Here is a 17768-nt window from a genome sequence, read left to right as displayed (position 1 = left end):
GAGCGATCGACACGTTGCAGGGCGGATGCCGGTACTGACGGTTGGTCAAATGAGGGTCGTCCCCGTCATGCGGGAGACCGGGCTCATGGTGGGCCAGCCGTTCAGGGGGAGAAGGGCAAGGCGCTTGCGCAGTTCGGCGGCGGCCGCCCCGGCGCCGGAGTGTTCCTCCAGCACCCGCATCACGGCGACCATTGCCTCCAGTGTGCGATCGCGTAAGATCTGCTCGCCGGCCTCCATGGGGTCGGGGCTGCCAATGCTCGGAACGTCCAGCGCCTCCGCTACCGCTTCCAGCAGGTCAAGCAGGGCTGGGATCGTCAACGGAGCGAACTGGTCCTGTGCCATCAGGCATCCTCCTCGGCCGCGACAGGCTCACCTCGATCTGAAGAGGCCCGTGCCCCACCGGTGATGACGTCGTGCTGAGAAGCCGGCCGGACAGCGGTGCGGCTTCCTTGCCGGCGCCGCCTCGCCCGACTCGGGCCGGGCGGGCTACGACCACGATGGCACGGTCAAGCGGCACGGACGGCAGGTGTGGCCCTGGCCGACCCGCCGACCCGCCGACCCGCCGACTGCGCCACTCGGGCGACGGACGTCATGATCGGTCCTGTTCCCGCTCCATCAGGACGTGCTTCAGAAGTCCCGTCGGATCATCCTGCGGCGTCGGGTGTCCGTGTCCGCCCAGCCGCGCGGCCAGGTCGCTTCCGTAAGTTCGTTCGGACGTGATCGGGTCGGGGTGCGGCTCAACTGCTCTCGTACTGGGGATGTACGGGGGCGGCCGGCCGGTGTCCACAGCCGGGCCGTTCGCATCGTGAAGTCGGCGGGCCTTCTGAACCACATCCTGGTCAGGCGCAGTCGGCTTGGCCCGCGCCCCGCCGATGGAACGCCCGAGCGGCGGCTGGGTGCGAGGACCGGTGCGCGCGCCAGGGCGACCTTGAGGGCCGCCACGCGCGCTCGCGTCGTGATGGGCTGCGGCCGGGCGTGGTCCCCATGCTCCCGGCCGCAGCCGGCCGATCCCCCGGCCCTGCCACCGCGGGCTCGTCGAGGAGGCGACTCATTCGTTGGCCTAACCGGTGCGCGCGAGAGGTCATTGTCTTGGCAACAACCCTGGTTCTGGCAGCGACAGCCGCAACGCTCGGGTGGCCGCATGCCGAGGAGAGCGCGGCCGGCAGCGTCGTCGTACGCATAAACAGCGGCCGCGCAGGCGTGGCTACCCCTGACTTCACGATCGACAGCCTGACAGCGGCTCGCAGCACCGACGACCAGCCCAGCGTCGCCACAGTGGTCCATAACACCGGTGGCCAGCCCTTGGACATGGGCGGAGATCTTTCGATCATGGACGGGGTCGGCGGCTTGAGAGCTGGGCCGTTCCCCATCGCCTTCGGCGTCACGCTCGCGCCTGGCGCCAGCGCGCCGTTGACGGTGCGGTTGGACAAGAAGCTGCCGGACGGCCCGTGGACGGTGGAGCTGCGCCTGGTCGGTGGGATGGTCGAGCACAGCGTGTCGGCCAGGCTGAGCCTTTCGCCCGCCGGCCACGCCGCCCCGGCGGTGCAGCCGTCCCTCGACAGCGCCTGGTCCTCGCGCACATCCGGGAAGGCGGCCGTAGTCCTGGTGCTGGCGGCCATCGTCGCCTACTGGGGCTTCAGGAGACGGTTGGGGCCGCCGCCCCGCTAGCGCTCACGGGCAGAGCGGCCCGGCAGGGCGGGTTGCGCCGCCGGCCCGCCTCGCGCGCCGACCGGGTGGCCTCGGCCCGGGGGTTGCTAGGAGGCGGCAACTTCCATGTGATGTCGAGGCTCGGGCGCGCGGCCCACACCGTTCGGGTAACCGTGGAGCCCCGAGTGACTCCTGCCCTGGGGTGGCCGGCGCGGCGCCAGGCCCTCAAGTTCCTCGCGCTGTCGACGGGTTCGCTCCAGCGCGGTGAGGTTGCGTACCGCGCGACATAGAAGGCTCTTGACGGCACCGTGGCTCTTGTCCATGATCATGGCTGTCTCGGCGACCGTGCACTCGTGGACCAGACGCAGGATGATGCACTCCCGCTGCTGCGCAGTCAGCTCGCATACGACTGTCATCAGTGCCGCCTGGGAGAGCGACTCCAGGACCTGCTCCTCAGCGCTGCGCTCGAAGTCCGAGCCATCCGGCACATTGCTGGTGCTGACCTCCAGGCGGACCCGGCTGGACTTGAAGTAGTCGATCACCAGGTTGCGGGCGATCGTGACCAGCCAGGCATCGAACCTGCGGCCCTTCCATCTGAAGATACCGATCTTGGACAGCATCCGCATGAAGGTGTCGCTGGTCAGGTCCTGGGCGACCGCCCAGTTTCCGACCCGCTGGTAGATGTAGCGATAGACGAGGTTGGAGTACGTGCTGTAGAGAAGCGCGAAGGCCTCACTGTCGCCTTCCTGCGCTCGCCGTACGAGCTCGACCGTCGGGTCGTCGAATGTCGCACAATACGCGCAGCGGCCGGCGTCTGTGTCTGCTCCGGTCCGCCGGACGGAGTTCAGGGTGTGAGGGCACGGAGGCGGGAGCGTGCTCTCCCCGCGGGGCAGGCTGCTGGAATCGGAATGGTGGCTGGCGGTGGTCTCCGGGTGGGCCGGAGCAGCTGCGTCGTTCTGGGTGGGCAGGTACACGGGACTCCCAGAGGCGGAACTGTGGACGGGCACCTCGGCCGGAGTGGGACACCGACCGCAGCCCAGCCGCGTAGAGCGGCGGGTCAGCACAGGTACAGGACTGACTGCAGTGGCGCCGCCGGAGCCTCCAACCCGGCTGCGCAGGGGTGACGCTCCGGGAAAGCTGCTGCCGGCGGCCGTCGACTTCTGGGTGTTTGCTCCATCGGTCACTTGTCAGGAGGTCAGATCACCCTCCTGATGACGCGAACCTCGGCCACCGACCCACCCCTGCTGTCGCGGCGTGGATCGCCCGGGCCGTCACCAGAACCGCAGCAGGAGAGCCCGGCGCCACAGAGTTCTCGCATTCGTTGGTCGTGGTGTGAGCACTTCTGACGAACCGTCACCTCAGGTGGCCCGCAGCGCTCTGGACCCGGACCCGGTGCCCGGCGATGTGCAGGGCCTTGTCCCCACGACCCCGATCTACGACGCCCTGTGCAGGGAATACCGCCGCCTGTTCCGGGCCGTTCCGGGCGACCGGTCGGGCGAGGCGAGTTCTCCCCCCGAGGCGCTGCCTCTGCGGACCCTGCCGAGCGATCGAGGCGAGCCTGCCGTGTTGCCCCACCAGCCACGCCGCCCCAGCGACATGAACCAGACGTGGGAGCCCCCTGGCAAACTGTCGGGCCGGTATCCCAGGGACTTCCCCAACAGCCAGGGTTGGACCGCCGTCGGCTGCGGGCGAATCTGAGTGATGGCCGGTACCAGCGCGCAGCAATGCCGTGCGCGCTGCCCTGAGACAGGGTGAGCTAGCGGATGCCTGGGCCCTGTAGGAGGTGGTGCCGCGCCGAGAGCGCGCTGCGCGGCAGCGTGGCGCCTCAGCCCGGCGTTGGTGAGGGCAGCGGGCTCGCCACTGGGAGCCGAGGCTCGCCGACCGTCACATCTCCCGTTGGAAGGTCGACCCATCGGCCCTGGTACCGAAATGCGCCGTAGAACGTGTATTGACCTGGCTCCAAGTGCTGGGCGGCGGTGTAGACGAGCCCGCTGTCCGCCGACAGGTCGCAGACTGACACGTCGGGCACACCCTGGAAGTCCAGGTTGGTGCCGCCCTCGTCGCGGACCGCGACGGTGAGGTCCCGAAGCTGCGCGCAGCCGCCGCCGATCCGACGCACCGTCAGGCGCACCCGCAGATCGCCGGAGTGCTCGCCGGTCACGACGAGACTGTCCTGGACGACCCCGGGGTGTGCTGCCGGCGTGCCGGGGCTGCTCAGTGGCCCGGCCCCGGCGGCTGCCAGCACCGCGGCAGCTCCGCAGATCGCGGTGTGCACCTTCGCTGCGTACCTGATCAATGTGCCGCCTCCCGAGAGCGCAGCGGGGGATGACGCGATGGCCGTCCTGTGTCCGAGCCCCCGTCCGCGGACGCGAGCACAGCTCCCGCCGGGTACATGGAGGGTTCGGCGGTGGGGTTATGACCCGACGAGCGGTGATTGGCGAGGCCGCGCCGCAGGCGCCGGGGGTGACCGGCGCAGCGGGGCGGTCGGGCACGGCGGGGTAGCCGTCACGAATCTGCTGCTGGCCGCTCCATCAAGAGAGGAAAGCAGGGTCCCGCTTCGGCGCCTCTTCGGGGCGACGCGCTCACGGCCGGGAGCCGCTCCGACCTCCGGCGCCAGGAAGGCAGGGAACCGCACATGTGGTTTTGGCTTCAGCTCGTCCCCATCATCGTCTTCATGCTCATCGGCACGGTCGTGCTCATCCTTCTGCTGTGCCGGGCGGCCAGGCTGAGCGGCGAGGCCGACGAGCGCAGCAATGAAGCCTGGCTGGTCGGCCCGGGCCGATCCTCCGCCTTGGACGGCGATCCGCCACGGCCCTTCGACGGCGCTGACCTTGGCCACGAGTACGTCGAGAAGCCGAACACGTGACCGGCCATCGTCCGCGCGGAGCAACCTTGTTGTGCCGCAGCGGTAGCGATGTGCGTCAGACCGCCGGCACCCCTGACCAGACCCCGCCCGTGCGGCGGCCGAACCACCCCACAGAGAGCGAGCACACCGTGACCGTCCCTCCCCAGCGAGGAATGTTCCCCCGCCCCAGCGCGGATCGCCGTACCCGCCGCTTTCCCGTCCAGGATCCGGACAGCGCGGCTGCCGCCCTCGACTACACCCCGCTGCCGGCCCGGCCCGGCAGGTGGAACCATGCCGGGGAGGAGGAGGTGCGTGCCGACGACATCGACATGTGTCGTCTGCTGTTCGCCGAACGAGCGCCGAGTCGCCCACAACCCCGACGTCCGGCGAACTGGTACGAGGCCGTCATCACCAGGCGCACCGGGCAGCTCGGCTCTTCCCCCGTGCCCAGGCGCCGCTCTGGCGCCGAGCAGCCGCTCGCCCAGGGCGGCAACATCCGTGCCTTGCGTGGCACCGCCTGGGAGGCGATCCGGGAAGCGGCGGCCAGCGAGATCCCGTCCCCGCTGCGTGAGTACGCCAGGATGGTGACCGCTCAGGCGGAGCTGGTCTGCTGGCTGGCCGGCATTCTGAGCGGTTGTCACCAGGCCACCGCGCGCGCCTTGGACGAGCCTGCCGAGGACCGGTGGTCGCGGGCGGAGCTCCCCGACCAGACCAGCCTGACTCACCGGCTCCTCGCCGAAGAGGCGGACGACCAAGGTGAGGACCTGGAGCATCTGGTCTGCGGTCGACGTCACCTCAGGCTCGCGGACTGCCGTCTGGACCTCGTGATCTGGGCACGCCGCGCGGTGCTCCTGGAATATCTGGTCAAGCCGGGGCAGCTGCGCCCGGCCTTCTCGCGGCGCTCTGATGGCCTGTCGGCGGTTCCCCCACTGCCTCCCCGGCCGCCGGCTTCGGGCGGCTGGCGTCGCGGCGCTCTGCGGGAGACGACGTTCACCACCGACACGATGTACGAGTGTGACCGCTCCAGCCGCAAGGCCGAGGGGTGGGGGCCAGGTGGGCCCGAGCGCGCGGCTGTTCCTTCGGTGTGGGTTTGTCTCCTCCAGGCAGGCCGCACCTGGTGGCGCGCGCACAGGAACGGTCGGATGCCGGGCGCCGCGGACGGGGGGCCGCACGCGAGGTCCTGACCACGGCCGTCCATAGGGCCAGTCGCCCGCCGCGCCGACTTCAGCAGTCGGGACACCCTCTGGCTCGGCTGCGACCAGGTTTCAAAATTTTTTCTCCGCGGCGTCCCCGCCAATCGTCGAGGTCAGCGCTACAGCCTTGGCCGGTATCCGGCCGATCGCATGCTGAATTCAGGACAAAGTGCTGACCGGTGGCGTCAGCTGTGGGGCGGAGTCGCATCTGCGCGACAGCCCGTCGCAGCCCTGCGGACGCCTCACCGGGGGACCGTTCGGGCTGCTTGGCCTGCAAGAATGGCGATCCCACGACGGTTGGGGCGTCGAACGCATGCTCAGCTCGGGCCGTCCAGCGGACAACGGAGAAGGAATTGCCTGAGGGTTCCAAGCGACGAATAGCCTGAGTCCCAACCAAGGTAGGCAGTACACAAACGGTATTGAAGACAGCGAAGCGGCCCCCAGTCGCCAAACTTGGGCCGCCGCGCTTTCGCATAAAGCTGACTTCGGCTCCGACGGTATCAGGCGTTACCACGGTTTGTGACGTGGCGCCGCCGTTCGGCCACTGTGTGGCCCAATCTCATCCCGACCGGGGCCGAAGCGCAGCGGAAGGGCTTGAGCAACTTGCGCACCGCCGCCACGAGTTTCGACACCACCACCCCGAGCGCCAGGCGCGTCGGCGAAGCAGAAGCTTTCGCGACCGGCCGCGACGAGCCGGGCCGGCCAGCCAGCCCGTCGGCGGGCTCCCGCCCCGCCTCCTCCCCCGCCGGGCGCGAGCAGGCGCCACCAGGTCCCCTGAAGAGCCGTCCGGGGGGCGCGGTTGCGGGAGCCACCTGATGAGCCCGTCGGACGCCGACATGGCGCGGGTGGTGCCCGGCAGTGAGCCGGTGACGGAGGTGACCGTGCATGCGCACATGGTCTACGGGTCGGGGCTGCCGGACCCGTTGGACATCGTCGTGCTGCTGCACTTGATGTTCATGGTGGCGGGAGGCCAGTCCCCGACCATCACCACCTTGCTGGCCGCGCTGCGAGCTCAGGGCATTCGCAACAGCAACGGGAAGGGCGGGGGCCTCATCGGGCGCGACGCGGTCCAGGCCTCGTTTCGCCGGCTCGTGGCGGCCGGCTTCCTGCGCAGGGTCCAGCAGGCCCACGGGGCACGGGGGCAGTTCGGCGCCGCCGCCTACGAGCTCTACCGGCGTCCCGTGTTCAACCCGGACTGGACGCCGTCGGACCCCTTGCGCCCGATTGGTGACTCTCCGGAATCATCTCAGGTCACACCGTTCACGGTGACACCGGCTGCGGTACCGGCCAGTAACCGTGTTTCCGCAGGTCGGACCGTGGACGCTCACACCGTGCACGGTGACACCGCGCACGGTCACACCGGCCACAGTGGAGGGCGTGTTTCCGCAGGTCGGACCGTGGACGCTCACACCGTGCACGGTGCCGTCCACCCCCCACACCCCCCGGAGGAGGTAACTACCTCCTCCCCCAACCCCCTCACCACCCGTCACGCTCCACCCCCGCAGGACGACCAGCGCTTCAGCGAAGAGGACCTCGTACAGGCCGAGCGCTTCCTGCAGTTGCTGCCACCGCCGTGGTCCGCGGGTCGCCAACTGGCCAAGAGGCTGCGCCAGCCACTGCTGGAAGCCGCCACGGAGCAGGGCTGGTTGTTGGACCGTCAGCTCGTGCAGCAACTGACGAGAAATCCATACAAGATCAACAACTATGCCCGGGTGCTCGAGAAGGACCGGATCGCCAATCTGCCGCTCTACGAGGTGGTGCACGGATCGCGCCCTTCGCGCATCGGCCGCCAGCAGAGCCCGGCGCAACCCGCGGACCGGATCGACGGGCACTGCGGTGCGCTCGAGTGCGATCCGGTCACCCGTACCCGTGAGCATCGCAACGCCGACGGCCTGCTGACCCTGAGTCCCTGTCCGGAGTGCCGGCCCCAGAGGTACCGCCAGCCGCAATGACGGCCGTGTGAACCACCGGGGCGATCAACGCGGCCCGCCCCGGTGGGCTGCCGCCGAGCGCGGCATCAGTCATCAGCTGTCGCCGCCGCGCGTCCGGATGCCTTCAGGCGGCCCGGGAAGGCACCTTGGGCGCACCAGCCGCACTCTTCTTAGGATTGGGGCCGCACCCGCCGCACCCGCCCCCGCACGGGGCCCTCCAGGAGCCCGAGTGGTGACGGGCGGTCAATGGTGCCTGCCTGTCAGGGCGCATTGGCGGGCCCCGAAGCCGCGCCGGCGCTCGGGCATGGCGACTGACGAGAGGTCAGCGCGCCGGCGATTGATCGAAGACCTCTGATGGCCCCGTCCTCCGAGCAGGCGGCACCTGGTCCTCTCCGCCCGGCATTGAGCGGACGTCACCCGTCGGCACGCAGCAGACGTCATCGTCGCGCCCGTTGCCCTTCCACTTCTGCAAGGCGCCGATGAACCGTGCCGCTCTCGCCGTCCGCCTGTCAGTTGCGCCAACGCCGAGTCCGCCTCTGTGCGGTTCAACGGTCGTCACGAGATGACCGCCCCTCCTACCTTGCTCCACAAGGGACTTCCGTTGGACTCACGCACCAGACGCAGCATCGCCATCGCTGCAATCAGCACCCTCGCGGGCGCGATCTGCTCCGCCACCCCGGCTCACGCGGCACTGGCCTCTCCCATCGCCACCGCCTACGTCGCCTCGTCCGATGCCTTCGGGACGTTCAGCGCGGTGCCCCCGACGCCTTCCTCGACCTATCCGCCCGGCGGTACGTCGACCCAAGCCGGCCTCGCCGCGGGCCCGTTCTTCACCAACTCGACGCTGACCGCCATCACCGCCGGGGATCCGGTCGCCGGGACCTCCAGCGCCTCGGCCACGGTGCAGACGATCGACTCGTCGCTCGGCCTGGGCTTCCTGAGCCTCACCGGCGTGCACGCCAGTTGCGAGGCGGGCCCCGGCGGCGCGACCGGGTCCGGGGTGATCTCCGGGGGCTTCGTCTCCACTCCGACGACGCCCGCCCTGGCGTCCCCCAGCGCGACCCGTGCCCCTGCGGCCCCGCGCATTTCGCTGCCCCTCCCGGCGAACGCTGCGCCCAACACCGTCGTCACCATCCCGGCTGTCGGGCAGGTCACGCTCAATGAGCAGTCGACGGACGCCGACGGCGTGCTGACGGTCAACGCCGTCCACGTGGTACTGCCGGGTGTCGTCCAAACCAACATCATCCTGGGGCATGTCACCTGCGGTGGCGCACAGCCGGCCCCCTCGATCGTCAAGAGCGCGGCGGAGGCCTCCTTCGTCCCCGGGGAGACGATCCACTACACCTACCACGTGCGCAACAACGGCACCGAGCCGATGACCGGCATCACCGTGACGGACAGCGGACCGGGCACGCCCACGGTCAGCTGCCCCACGGACCCCTTGGTCCCGGGCGGCTCGGAGGACTGCACCGCCACGTACACCGCGACCGACGCGGACGCGGTGGCGGGGAAGATCACCAACACCGCCACCCTCACCGCTCAGCTGGGCACGGCCACCCCCCGTGCCAAGCGCGCCCCCCAGACCGTGACCGCCACCAGCAACAAGGTGACGGTGCCGCTCAGGGCGCTGACGGTCACGAAGTCGGCGATCGAAGCCGACTTCAAGGCTCCCGGTGAGACGATCCACTACACGTACACCGTCACCAACACCGGTCAGGCCGCTCTGAGCGGCCTGACCGTGACGGACCTGACGCCCGGGGTCGCCATCTCCGGCTGCGGAACCGACCAGCTGGACCCCGGCGAGTCGACGACCTGTCAGGCCACCTACGTCACGACGGCGGCCGACGTCGCCGCCAAGACGATCCTGGACCAGGGCACAGCCACCGCCAGCGACCCCGGCGGCCAGACGGTGACGGCCACCAGCGAGTCCGTCACCACTCCCCTGACCGCCGTGGCAGTGGTCAAGAAGGCAACCGAGGCCGAGTTCACCGCGGCCGGGCAGACGATCCACTACACGTACACCGTCACCAACACCGGCGCGGAGGCGCTGAACGGCATCACGGTGACCGACAGCGGCCCCGGGGCGCCGACGGTCACCTGTCCGACGGACGTGCTGGCGCCCGGTGCCTCGATGGACTGCACCGCCACCTACACCACCACCGACGCGGATGTGGCTGCCGGCAAGGTCGTCGACGCCGCGGCGGTGTCGGGCACGGGGAAGTCCGGCCAGGTCGTCACCGCCGACAGCAAGAGCGTCACCGTGCCGTTCGCCGGACTGAAGATCGTCAAGGCTGTCCAGGAGACCGCCTTCTCGGACGACGGGCAGCAGCTGCACTACACCTTCACGGTCACCAACGTCGGTAACGTCCCGCTGAGTTCACTCGCGGTCACGGACGCCTCGCCGGCCTACACGGCGGTGTCGTGCCCCGTGACCTCGTTGGCGCCGGGTGCCTCCACCACCTGCACCGCCACGTACGTCACCACCCACGAGGACATCGAGGACGGGAGGATCACCGACACCGCGACCGTCACCGCGTCCACCCCTGACAGCACCGTGGTGAACGCCGTGAGCAACACGGTCACGATCGTCGCCTGCGACCCGTGTGATGACCGCGACCACGGCGGCTGCCCGGACGGCGACCCCGGGGACGACCACCACCACCATCACCACGGGGACGGTGGTGTGCCCCGTCCCGGTCCGGAGAACGAGCACCCGAAGCACATCACGGGCGGCCAACGCCCGGGGCTTTCGGACCCCGCGTCCTACCAGCACACCGAGGCCTACCCGCACACCGAGGCCTACCCGCACGGCGGTTCTCTGGCCCAGACCGGGAGCGCGACCACGGAGATGGGACTCACCGCAGCCGGCCTGCTGGGCGTAGGCACGTTCCTGCTGCGGGGTTGGGGCACCCGCGGGGGCCGCGCGGCGCGACGACGCAGATGAGCCCGGCCAGCACCCAGAGCTGACTCAGCAGTCGTCCACCAGCGGGTGGTCAGGGAGCTCGCGGATCTCCTGACCACCCGCCGCCTCAGTGATCGCCCGTCGCCGTCGTCCGACAGCGACGGGCGATCACTGTCGTATCGTCCGCGGCCGTCGATGCCGCGGACAATCGGACAGCGTTCACACGACGCTTCATTTCGCGCTCGAAAGCCCCGCCGGCACGCCCGGTTCACAGCAGGGGAACTCCGGTGACGATGCGAAGGGACCAAAGACGCTGACACCTCGTCATAAGCCTCTCGAGCCCTGCTCCCAAGATGTGCGGAAGTAAAACGCTCCGCCTCTACCGCCGTCTGCGCACAGCACCGCCGTCTGCGGCCCCGCCCCCGGACAGCGACCCTCCCCGGCACGAGGTGGAGCTGTCGAAGGCGGAGGTGGACATCCTGCGCCGCGTCCTCGCGCTCGCAAGCGAGCTCGGCGAGTTCCGTGCCGAGGCACTCACCGCCGCACTCTCACGAGCCCTGCCCATCGCGGGCACCCATCGCTGGACGCTGCAGACCACCGAGGAACAGATGACCGTGATCGAGGCAGCGTTCCGCCTCGACGCCCTGGCCGGCGGCAGCACCCGAAGCCACAACCGCTTCCTGCGCACCTACCGGCAGCTGGGCCACCACAAAACGGTTGGCCTCACCAGCATCCCCGACCCGCGGCACGAGGTTCCTGCGCAGGCAGACGGTGCGCCAGGATGACCCAGGTGAGCAAGACGACCGACGGCCCGCCAGCGTCCTGGCACCCCAGCATGATTGGCGCCGGCCGAGTGCGCCGAAGTGAGGAAGGCATCACGTGACCGACCCCTACCAGCGTGCGTTCGACCTTCTCCTTGAAGCCCAGCGCGCCCTGACCGAAGGTCTCGACCAGGTCCCGCCACACGATCGACAGGCGCTCGGCCTGCCTTCCTTCGTGCAAGGGGGCTTCCCTGGCGGGGCACGCATCGAAGCCGCGCTCTACGCGACGATTTCGGCCCGGCACCTGGTCAGCTCGGCCATGGGGAACGAGCTTCCCGGGCAGCCGATCCTCCAGCGCACCCAGAGATTCCTCGCCCTGGCCGGCGGGTACGTGGCGCTCGCCTCGGAGATCGAGGCCCAGGAGCGGGAGGCCGATCGGAGCAGCGGCGCCTGAGCCGCGCGGCCCAGAACGCCGGTGGCCGGCCGCCTACGGCGCTGGAGGGTTTCCTCGGCTGCTGGTGGTCCTGGTCGGCACGGCGGCCGCCGGGGTGTGCTCGGCGGTGGCAGACCTGCGCCTGGCCGCCGAGGAGAACCCGGCCACCGCCGAGCTGCTCGCCGCCGTCCTGGCCGAGGCCGCCAGGATCGAGGACCTGGTCCAGCGCGGACCATCGGCCCCGTCTGGCGCCCGCTCAGCAACCGGGGCAGCAACCGGGGCAGCCGGCCCCGTGGGGTAGCCGTCGAGGCGGGCGAGCTGGTCGTGGGCGATGGCGAGGGGGTGGATGCGGAGTTTGAGGCCAGCCCCGGTGACCGCGTACCGCGCGAGCGGATGGCCTTCCGGGATCTCGGTCTTGGCCCGCTTGTCGAAGTGCGCGAGCGTGATGACGCGGTGGTAGGTGTCGTCGTCCGTGAGGACGAACCCGCCCTCGCCGCCGGACAGCGGCTCGGGGTCTCGCACCGCACCGGCACGGCGCGGAGGTGGAAGAGCGGGGAGGCGTTGGCCTGGAACGTCCACGCGGGGACGATGACCTCGTCGCCGGCCTTGATCCGGACGGCCCAGTAGGCGGCGTGCAGGGCCGGGGTGCCGGAGCTGGTGGTGACCGCGTGCCGGACATCGAAGTACTCCTGAAGACCGTCCTCCAGCTCGGCGACGATGCCGGACCGGCCGGGAATGCGGGTCATCCCCGGCCGGAAGGGCAACTGGCCTGGGCCGGCAGGTCAGTTGCCCTTCCCTGACGCGTTGGCCAACGCGTCAGGGCTGCTCGTGGCCGCGGCGGTACTGCCACGGCCACTTGGCGGGGTCGGCCCTGTCAGGGGGTGACCCGTCCGATCTGGCTCGCGGAGTTCTCGGTGAACCAGAGGTTGTCGTCGGATCCGGTGGTGATCTCCAGCGGGTTCGAGCCGGAGGTCGGGATCGACAGTTCCGAGATCGTGCCCGACGTCGTGATGCGGCCGATGTCGTTGCCGGCGTTCTCGGTGAACCACAGGGCCCCGTCCGGCCCGGTGGTGATGCCCCACGGGAACGGGAAGACGGAATCCGTGAGGTCGTAGCCGGTGAAGTTGCCGGCCGTGGTGACCTTTCCGATCTGCGCTGCCCCGGCGTCCGTGAACCACAGGGCCCCGTCCGGCCCTGTGGTGATGCCGACGGGCAGCGAGTCCAACGAGGGAACCGCGTACTCGGTGACCGAACCGCCGGTGGTGATCCGTCCGATGCTTCCGGACAGCAGTTCGGTGAACCACAGGGCCCCGTCCGGCCCGGCGGTGATGCTCACCGGGTAGGCGCCCGAGGTCGGAACCGCGTATTCGGTGACCGAACCGCCCGTGGTGATCCGTCCGACGTTGCCGGCGCCCGGTTCCGCGAACCACAGGGCTCCGTCAGGTCCGACGGTGATGCCCCAGGGGTAGGCGCCCGAGGTGGGGAGCGCGTACTCGGTGACCGAACCGCCCGTGGTGATCCGGCCGATCTTGTCGGTGCTCGACTCGGTGAACCACAGGGCGCCGTCCGGCCCCACGGTGATCTCGGCCGGCCCGGCGCCGCTGGTGGGCACCGAGAACTCGGTGAACGTGCCGGTCGTGGTGACGCGTCCCACCGCGTCTGCGGCGTTCTCGGTGAACCACAGGGCGCCGTCGGGCCCCGCGGTGATACCGACCGGGGCCGAATCGGCGGTCGGTGTCGCCAATTCGTCGATGGCCAGGCGAGGCTGCAACGCCTTCGGGCGGTCGTGCTTCGCGAAGAAGCTGAGGCAGTTCACGAGCCCGGCAGGCCCCCGATGCCGGAGGCAGGACTTCACCCACGGGCGCAGAGGCGGCCCGGGATGATGTACGGAGTCACCGAAGGCGACAGTGCCGGGCGCGCTGACAGCGACCGTCAGGGCAAGGACGGCGAGCGCGCGATAGAGCCGCTTGATGCGGCCAGGACGCTGGAACACGGGACACCTTTCCGAAGGACACCGCGGGAGCCGGAACGCCGGGATGACACGCGTCATCGGCGTCGGGGGGTGTGGTGGTGGTTGGGGGGCCGGTCGATACCGCGACACGCGGATCAGGCCGATATCGCTTTCGCGATCGCGCTGCACAGGTACAATCCCCGCTGAGTCGGCGTCAAGAACGGTGACTGAAGAGAAATCTCGGACTTCTTCCTTCGAAACTTCGGCAGAATTCCTCCCAGGTGACTGCAATCGCAAGTCCCTCTGGCCGTCGATGATCCCCGGGTCCGAGTTGGGTGGTCGGGGCCTGCGTGGTCGCGTTCGGCCGGGCGGGTGAATTCCGTTTGGTTGCTGTGCGTATGCGGATAGTCATTGATCGTCACTGAGGTGCTACCTGGATAGATGCCGTTCCAGGGCTTGGATGACGAAGGAGAGTTCATGCGTATCCGATATTCCGTAGCCGCCGCAGTCGCGGTGGTTGTCGCTGCCGCCGGAGTGGCCAGCGCCGCACCCGGCGACACGGCGGTCACGTTCTCTGTCTCGAGCGGTTCGTTGGCGATCTCCGTCCCCAGTTCGGCGAGCCTGGGGAGCGGGCTGCCCGGAAACTCCGTCAGCGGACAACTGGGCAGTGTCACGGTCACTGACGCGCGGGCCCTGCTCACGGCCGCCTGGACCGCGTCCGTGACCTCCACCAGCTTCAAGACCGGAGGCGGCACAGCCGCGGAGACGGTCGCGGCCAGCGCGGTCTCCTACTGGTCGGGAGCCGCGACCGCCACGAGCGGCTTGGGCGTCTTCACGCCCGGCCAGGCCACGGCGATCCTGGCCCAGACGCTCGACACCAGCCGCACCTCCTACGGCCTCGCCGCGGGTACCGGCAACAACTCCGCGACGTGGAATCCCACGCTCGTCGTCGCGATCCCCGCCAGTGCGGTGAACGGCGCCTACGCCGGGACGGTGACACATTCGGTCGCATAGCCGGGCCCGGCTGTTGTGCACGGCCGCGGCGGTGCTCGCGTTGGCTTGTGGCGCGAGCACCGCCGCGGCCGACGGTCAGGGTCAGACGCCGCCCTCCACCGCCGCGGCCGACGGTCAGGGTCAGAGGCCGCCCTCCACCGCCGAGGGCAGCATCGGCCTGCAACTGCTCGACGCACCCCGGGACCGTGAAGCCGACCCGCGCGCACACATGTACATCGTGGACCACCTCGCGCCCGGCACCGTCATCCACCGCCGGCTGCAGGTGACGAACACCTCCGACGTCGACCAGCGCGTCGACCTGTACGCGGGCTCCGCCGAGGTCGACGGCGGCACCTTCACCGTCGAAGCCGACCGTACCCAAAACGAGCTCACGACCTGGGTGTCGGTGGACGATTGCGTCTCGGACTCGGACGTGTCCGGTGGGGCGGCGGGCTGCGGCACACCGAGTACCGGGCCCTCCATGCCGCCGTCCTCCGCCGTGCGCGACGTCCCGGCGCACGGCACGGCCGTGGTCCGGGTCAACGTCCGGGTGCCGCCGAAGGCGTCCGCCGGCGAACGGTACGCCGTCCTGTGGGCGCAGGTCGCGGGCTCTGCCGGCCCGCGTGCGAACGTCCGCCTGGTCAACCGCGTGGGAGTGCGGATCTACCTCGACGTCGGTCCCGGGGGCGAGCCGCCGTCCGACTTCAAGATCGAGGAGCTGACTCCCGCGCGTGCGCCCGACGGCACGCCGAGGGTGCTGGCCAAGGTCCACAACACCGGCAAGCGTGCCCTGGACCTGACCGGATCGATGTCGATGACCGACGGGCCCGGATCCCTCAGCGCCGGTCCCTTCACGGTGAACCTCGGCACCACACTCGGCATCGACGAGACCGAGCCCGTTACCGTCCCCCTGGACAGGCAGCTTCCCAACGGCCCGTGGAAGGTCCGTCTCACGCTGGCCAGCGGTCTGATCCATCACACCGTCACGGCCACCATGACCTTCCCCAGCGGCTCCCAAGTCGGCGCATCGGTCACACCGGACCCGGCGGACTCCCCTTCGATGACGCGGGGCGTGGCCATGGGCGTTTCAGCCGTGGCCCTCCTGGCCTTCTGCGGCTACCGGATGGTTCGCCGCAGAAGGGTGGGCTGAACCCGACCCGCACCCGAATGCGTTCACCAACAGGGGATTTGCGCCGTCAGGCGACGGAGTGGGTCACGGTGCCCGTGTAGGTGCCCTGCACCGCCGCGGCGGGGATCGTGACGACCACCGTGGGGCTCCAGCTCGTGGAGTTGTTCCCGTTGCCGGTGGAGGTGAAGGAGGTTCTCGAACTGCTGAGAGCCTGTTTGGCCGAGGCGTCGCTCTGGCCCGGCGTGGCCGTCACGGTGCCGTTCGTGGCCGTCGCGGGCCCGGACCAGTAGTAGACGTTCGAGGTGGTGACCGTCTCGGCGGATGTGGCGCCGCCGGTGTGGAAGTTCGTGGCGGACACCGTCGCCGTCCACGTGCTGGTGGCCAGTCCTCGCCCATCCGAGACGGTCACCGAGCCGAGGGCCGCGCTGACGGTGCCACTGGGCGCCGCGCTGCCCAGGCCCGCGGTGGCCGGCACGCTGATCGACAACGTGCCCGTGGTCGGGATGACGCTGAGCTGGGAGCTGTTGCTGCCATTGGTCTCGACCGTGTCCACGACCGCGCGGGTGAAGCTGGCCTTGCCTCCGGAAGCGGCCGTAAGCTTCCCCGAGGCGGTGTAGATCGCGCCGCCGCCGGTGAGCGACGAGCCGTTTCCCGAGACAGTGACCGCCGTGGTGTTGTTGCGGTCGGCGATGAGCGTCAGACCGGCGAAGTCTCCCGTGGTCGGTGCGCTGAGGGTGGATTTGCCTCCGCCCTGGTCGGTGAAGAACGCGCCGCTGGTAGATGTCGGGCACGCCGTCGGGTAGGTCAGGCAGGCGAGGTAGATCGTCACCCCGGTGCCGACCAGCTTCCCGCCGGAGATCGTCACGCCGGTGGTGACGACGTACGTGCCGGGATTGAGCGTGAGCGTGCCGGTCACGCTCGAGATGCTGGTGTACACCCCCGGGTTGATCGTCTGGTTCCCGGAGATGTGGTTGACACTGGGGAACGGCGGGCTCGGTGTCGTGGGACAGGCCGACGAGGCCGGGCACTGGGCCAGGGAGGCATACGGGTCGGTGCCGGCGGGCTGGTTGGTCGGGGCCGGGCTGTACGCGCCGCCGCTCGACGTGGCGAAGCCGGCCGGTGCCGCCGGGCCGCCGATGGTGCCCCCGCTCGCGGTGACCGTCGTGGTGCCGTTGACGAGCGCGGCCTGACTGTTCGTCGAGTTGACCAGGATGTTGCCGGTGACCTGCAGGCTGCCGGGGTGGACGTACAGGGCGTCCGCAGCGCTCGGGTTGAGGACGCACAGGGCCGCCGTGCACGCGGTCGCGGCCCGAGCGGTGCCGGACGGACCGGTCACGACCCAGGTCAGCGCGGACGCGAAGACAAGGACCATGGCACAGACCGCGTGTGGCAGGCGGCACCGTCTGCGGGTGCGGATGTGTCCGCTCGCGGCCAGAGGGCCAGGACCCAGCACCCCGGGCGCGTCAGAACGGCATGCCGGCGCATCGGCCAGCCCATGGCTGCCCCCCACACCTCGGCCGGCGCCCGCCCTGGCGATGCCTGAGAATCCAACGGCGAGTCTCGCGGTCACGTCCGCCATCGTCAGCATGGCTCAGAACGTATCAAATACCCCATATTGGCCATGTGTTCCTGTGCGAAGTAGCGCCCGTTGCGTGTCGGGCTCCTCGCCCACGGACCGACCCCTCCCCCACGGCCATGTGGACAGGCCCGGCCGATCACCTTGTGCGGCAAGTCGGCGTCGGCCTCACGCGCCGCGTGGTTCTCCACGAGCTGCTCGATGGTGAAGTCGCGCTGCGGGTACACCTCGACGCTCCGCCGGTCACCGACGAGAACTACACCTGGATCTGAGCAGACGGCAGGGGCCTCGCAGCGCGCCGGCGGCGAGAGGCCCCTGCGCGTTCCCGAGCCGAGCCCCCCGAAGAACACCAGTAGCACGAACCTGACCGGGCGTCATCGGCAGCCGCATATCCTCCTAGAAGACTG

Annotated in this window: 15 protein-coding genes and 1 pseudogene; 9 read left to right on the top strand and 7 right to left on the bottom strand. The window is 70.0% G+C overall.

Translation table 11 applies throughout. The features are described from left to right. Positions 1 to 45: 45 nt before the first annotated feature. A complete protein-coding gene (locus BR98_RS00340; protein WP_035838665.1) occupies positions 46 to 342 on the bottom strand; it encodes a hypothetical protein in 297 nt (98 codons plus the stop codon). 747 nt (positions 343 to 1089) lie between these two features. Between BR98_RS00340 and BR98_RS00335 the strand changes: the two genes are divergently transcribed. Beyond that, complete coding sequence (locus BR98_RS00335) at positions 1090 to 1668, top strand: hypothetical protein (protein WP_157537181.1); 579 nt, start codon at positions 1090 to 1092, stop codon at positions 1666 to 1668. An 86-nt stretch (positions 1669 to 1754) separates the two neighbouring features. On the opposite strand, the gene BR98_RS35815 is transcribed toward BR98_RS00335, so the two are convergent. Both BR98_RS35815 and BR98_RS00320 read right to left on the bottom strand, forming a co-directional pair. Then, positions 1755 to 2621 carry a sigma-70 family RNA polymerase sigma factor gene (locus BR98_RS35815; protein ID WP_051969121.1) on the bottom strand — a complete coding sequence of 289 codons (867 nt, stop codon included), beginning with the start codon at positions 2619 to 2621 and terminating at the stop codon, positions 1755 to 1757. Between the two features lie 851 nt (positions 2622 to 3472). Beyond that, on the bottom strand, positions 3473 to 3943 hold the full coding sequence (locus BR98_RS00320; RefSeq protein ID WP_157537178.1) for a hypothetical protein: 471 nt from the start codon (positions 3941 to 3943) through the stop codon (positions 3473 to 3475). A 378-nt stretch (positions 3944 to 4321) separates the two neighbouring features. On the opposite strand from BR98_RS00320, the gene BR98_RS00315 reads away from it, so the two are divergent. The 6 genes from BR98_RS00315 to BR98_RS00290 all read left to right on the top strand — a co-directional run bounded on the left by BR98_RS00315 (position 4322) and on the right by BR98_RS00290 (position 11733). Further along, positions 4322 to 4513, top strand: coding sequence for a hypothetical protein (locus BR98_RS00315; RefSeq protein WP_157537176.1), 192 nt, complete (start codon positions 4322 to 4324; stop codon positions 4511 to 4513). 287 nt (positions 4514 to 4800) lie between these two features. Continuing rightward, positions 4801 to 5676, top strand: coding sequence for a hypothetical protein (locus BR98_RS00310; RefSeq protein ID WP_157537174.1), 876 nt, complete (start codon positions 4801 to 4803; stop codon positions 5674 to 5676). 824 nt (positions 5677 to 6500) lie between these two features. Beyond that, complete coding sequence (locus BR98_RS00305; RefSeq protein ID WP_035838653.1) at positions 6501 to 7637, top strand: hypothetical protein; 1137 nt, start codon at positions 6501 to 6503, stop codon at positions 7635 to 7637. Between the two features lie 580 nt (positions 7638 to 8217). Beyond that, complete coding sequence (locus BR98_RS00300) at positions 8218 to 10560, top strand: choice-of-anchor P family protein (RefSeq protein ID WP_035838651.1); 2343 nt, start codon at positions 8218 to 8220, stop codon at positions 10558 to 10560. A gap of 407 nt (positions 10561 to 10967) precedes the next feature. Further along, positions 10968 to 11303: a DUF6417 family protein gene (locus BR98_RS00295; RefSeq protein ID WP_035838649.1), complete on the top strand. Its 336-nt coding sequence runs from the start codon at positions 10968 to 10970 to the stop codon at positions 11301 to 11303. 94 nt (positions 11304 to 11397) lie between these two features. Then, positions 11398 to 11733 (top strand): hypothetical protein, encoded by a 336-nt coding sequence (locus BR98_RS00290; RefSeq protein WP_035838648.1) that lies wholly within the window; start codon positions 11398 to 11400, stop codon positions 11731 to 11733. A 33-nt stretch (positions 11734 to 11766) separates the two neighbouring features. Here the strand turns inward: BR98_RS00290 and BR98_RS37195 are convergent, their stop codons facing one another. The 3 genes and pseudogenes from BR98_RS37195 to BR98_RS00275 form a co-directional block, all read right to left on the bottom strand. Beyond that, positions 11767 to 12234, bottom strand: coding sequence for a hypothetical protein (locus tag BR98_RS37195; protein WP_198042086.1), 468 nt, complete (start codon positions 12232 to 12234; stop codon positions 11767 to 11769). A gap of 53 nt (positions 12235 to 12287) precedes the next feature. Then, a pseudogene (locus BR98_RS40000) lies at positions 12288 to 12458 on the bottom strand (DegT/DnrJ/EryC1/StrS family aminotransferase); the annotation flags it as partial. 128 nt (positions 12459 to 12586) lie between these two features. Further along, a complete protein-coding gene (locus BR98_RS00275; RefSeq protein ID WP_198042080.1) occupies positions 12587 to 13852 on the bottom strand; it encodes a Vgb family protein in 1266 nt (421 codons plus the stop codon). Positions 13853 to 14104: 252 nt separating this feature from the next. On the opposite strand from BR98_RS00275, the gene BR98_RS00270 reads away from it, so the two are divergent. Further along, on the top strand, positions 14105 to 14677 hold the full coding sequence (locus tag BR98_RS00270) for a hypothetical protein (RefSeq protein WP_198042079.1): 573 nt from the start codon (positions 14105 to 14107) through the stop codon (positions 14675 to 14677). Between the two features lie 31 nt (positions 14678 to 14708). Further along, complete coding sequence (locus BR98_RS00265) at positions 14709 to 15806, top strand: peptidase (protein WP_198042078.1); 1098 nt, start codon at positions 14709 to 14711, stop codon at positions 15804 to 15806. Between the two features lie 46 nt (positions 15807 to 15852). Here BR98_RS00265 and BR98_RS35810 read toward each other — a convergent pair whose 3' ends face one another. Beyond that, positions 15853 to 17157, bottom strand: a complete 1305-nt coding sequence (locus BR98_RS35810; RefSeq protein WP_051969119.1) for a hypothetical protein — start codon at positions 17155 to 17157, stop codon at positions 15853 to 15855. Positions 17158 to 17768: the final 611 nt, after the last annotated feature.

Source organism: Kitasatospora azatica KCTC 9699 (assembly GCF_000744785.1).
In the GTDB taxonomy this organism is placed as follows: Bacteria; Actinomycetota; Actinomycetes; order Streptomycetales; family Streptomycetaceae; genus Kitasatospora; species Kitasatospora azatica.
The sequence above is the reverse complement of the archived record's forward strand: the minus strand, read 5'-3'. Positions and strand labels throughout refer to the sequence as shown.

Excerpts from the sequence above, each read along its gene's own strand:
- BR98_RS00340 (WP_035838665.1), bottom strand. The coding sequence starts at position 342 with ATGGCACAGGACCAGTTCGCTCCGTTGACGATCCCAGCCCTGCTTGAC.
- BR98_RS00315 (WP_157537176.1), top strand. The coding sequence starts at position 4,322 with ATGCTCATCGGCACGGTCGTGCTCATCCTTCTGCTGTGCCGGGCGGCC.
- BR98_RS00305 (WP_035838653.1), top strand. The coding sequence starts at position 6,501 with ATGAGCCCGTCGGACGCCGACATGGCGCGGGTGGTGCCCGGCAGTGAG.
- BR98_RS00270 (WP_198042079.1), top strand. The coding sequence starts at position 14,105 with ATGCCGTTCCAGGGCTTGGATGACGAAGGAGAGTTCATGCGTATCCGA.
- BR98_RS35810 (WP_051969119.1), bottom strand. The coding sequence starts at position 17,157 with ATGGTCCTTGTCTTCGCGTCCGCGCTGACCTGGGTCGTGACCGGTCCG.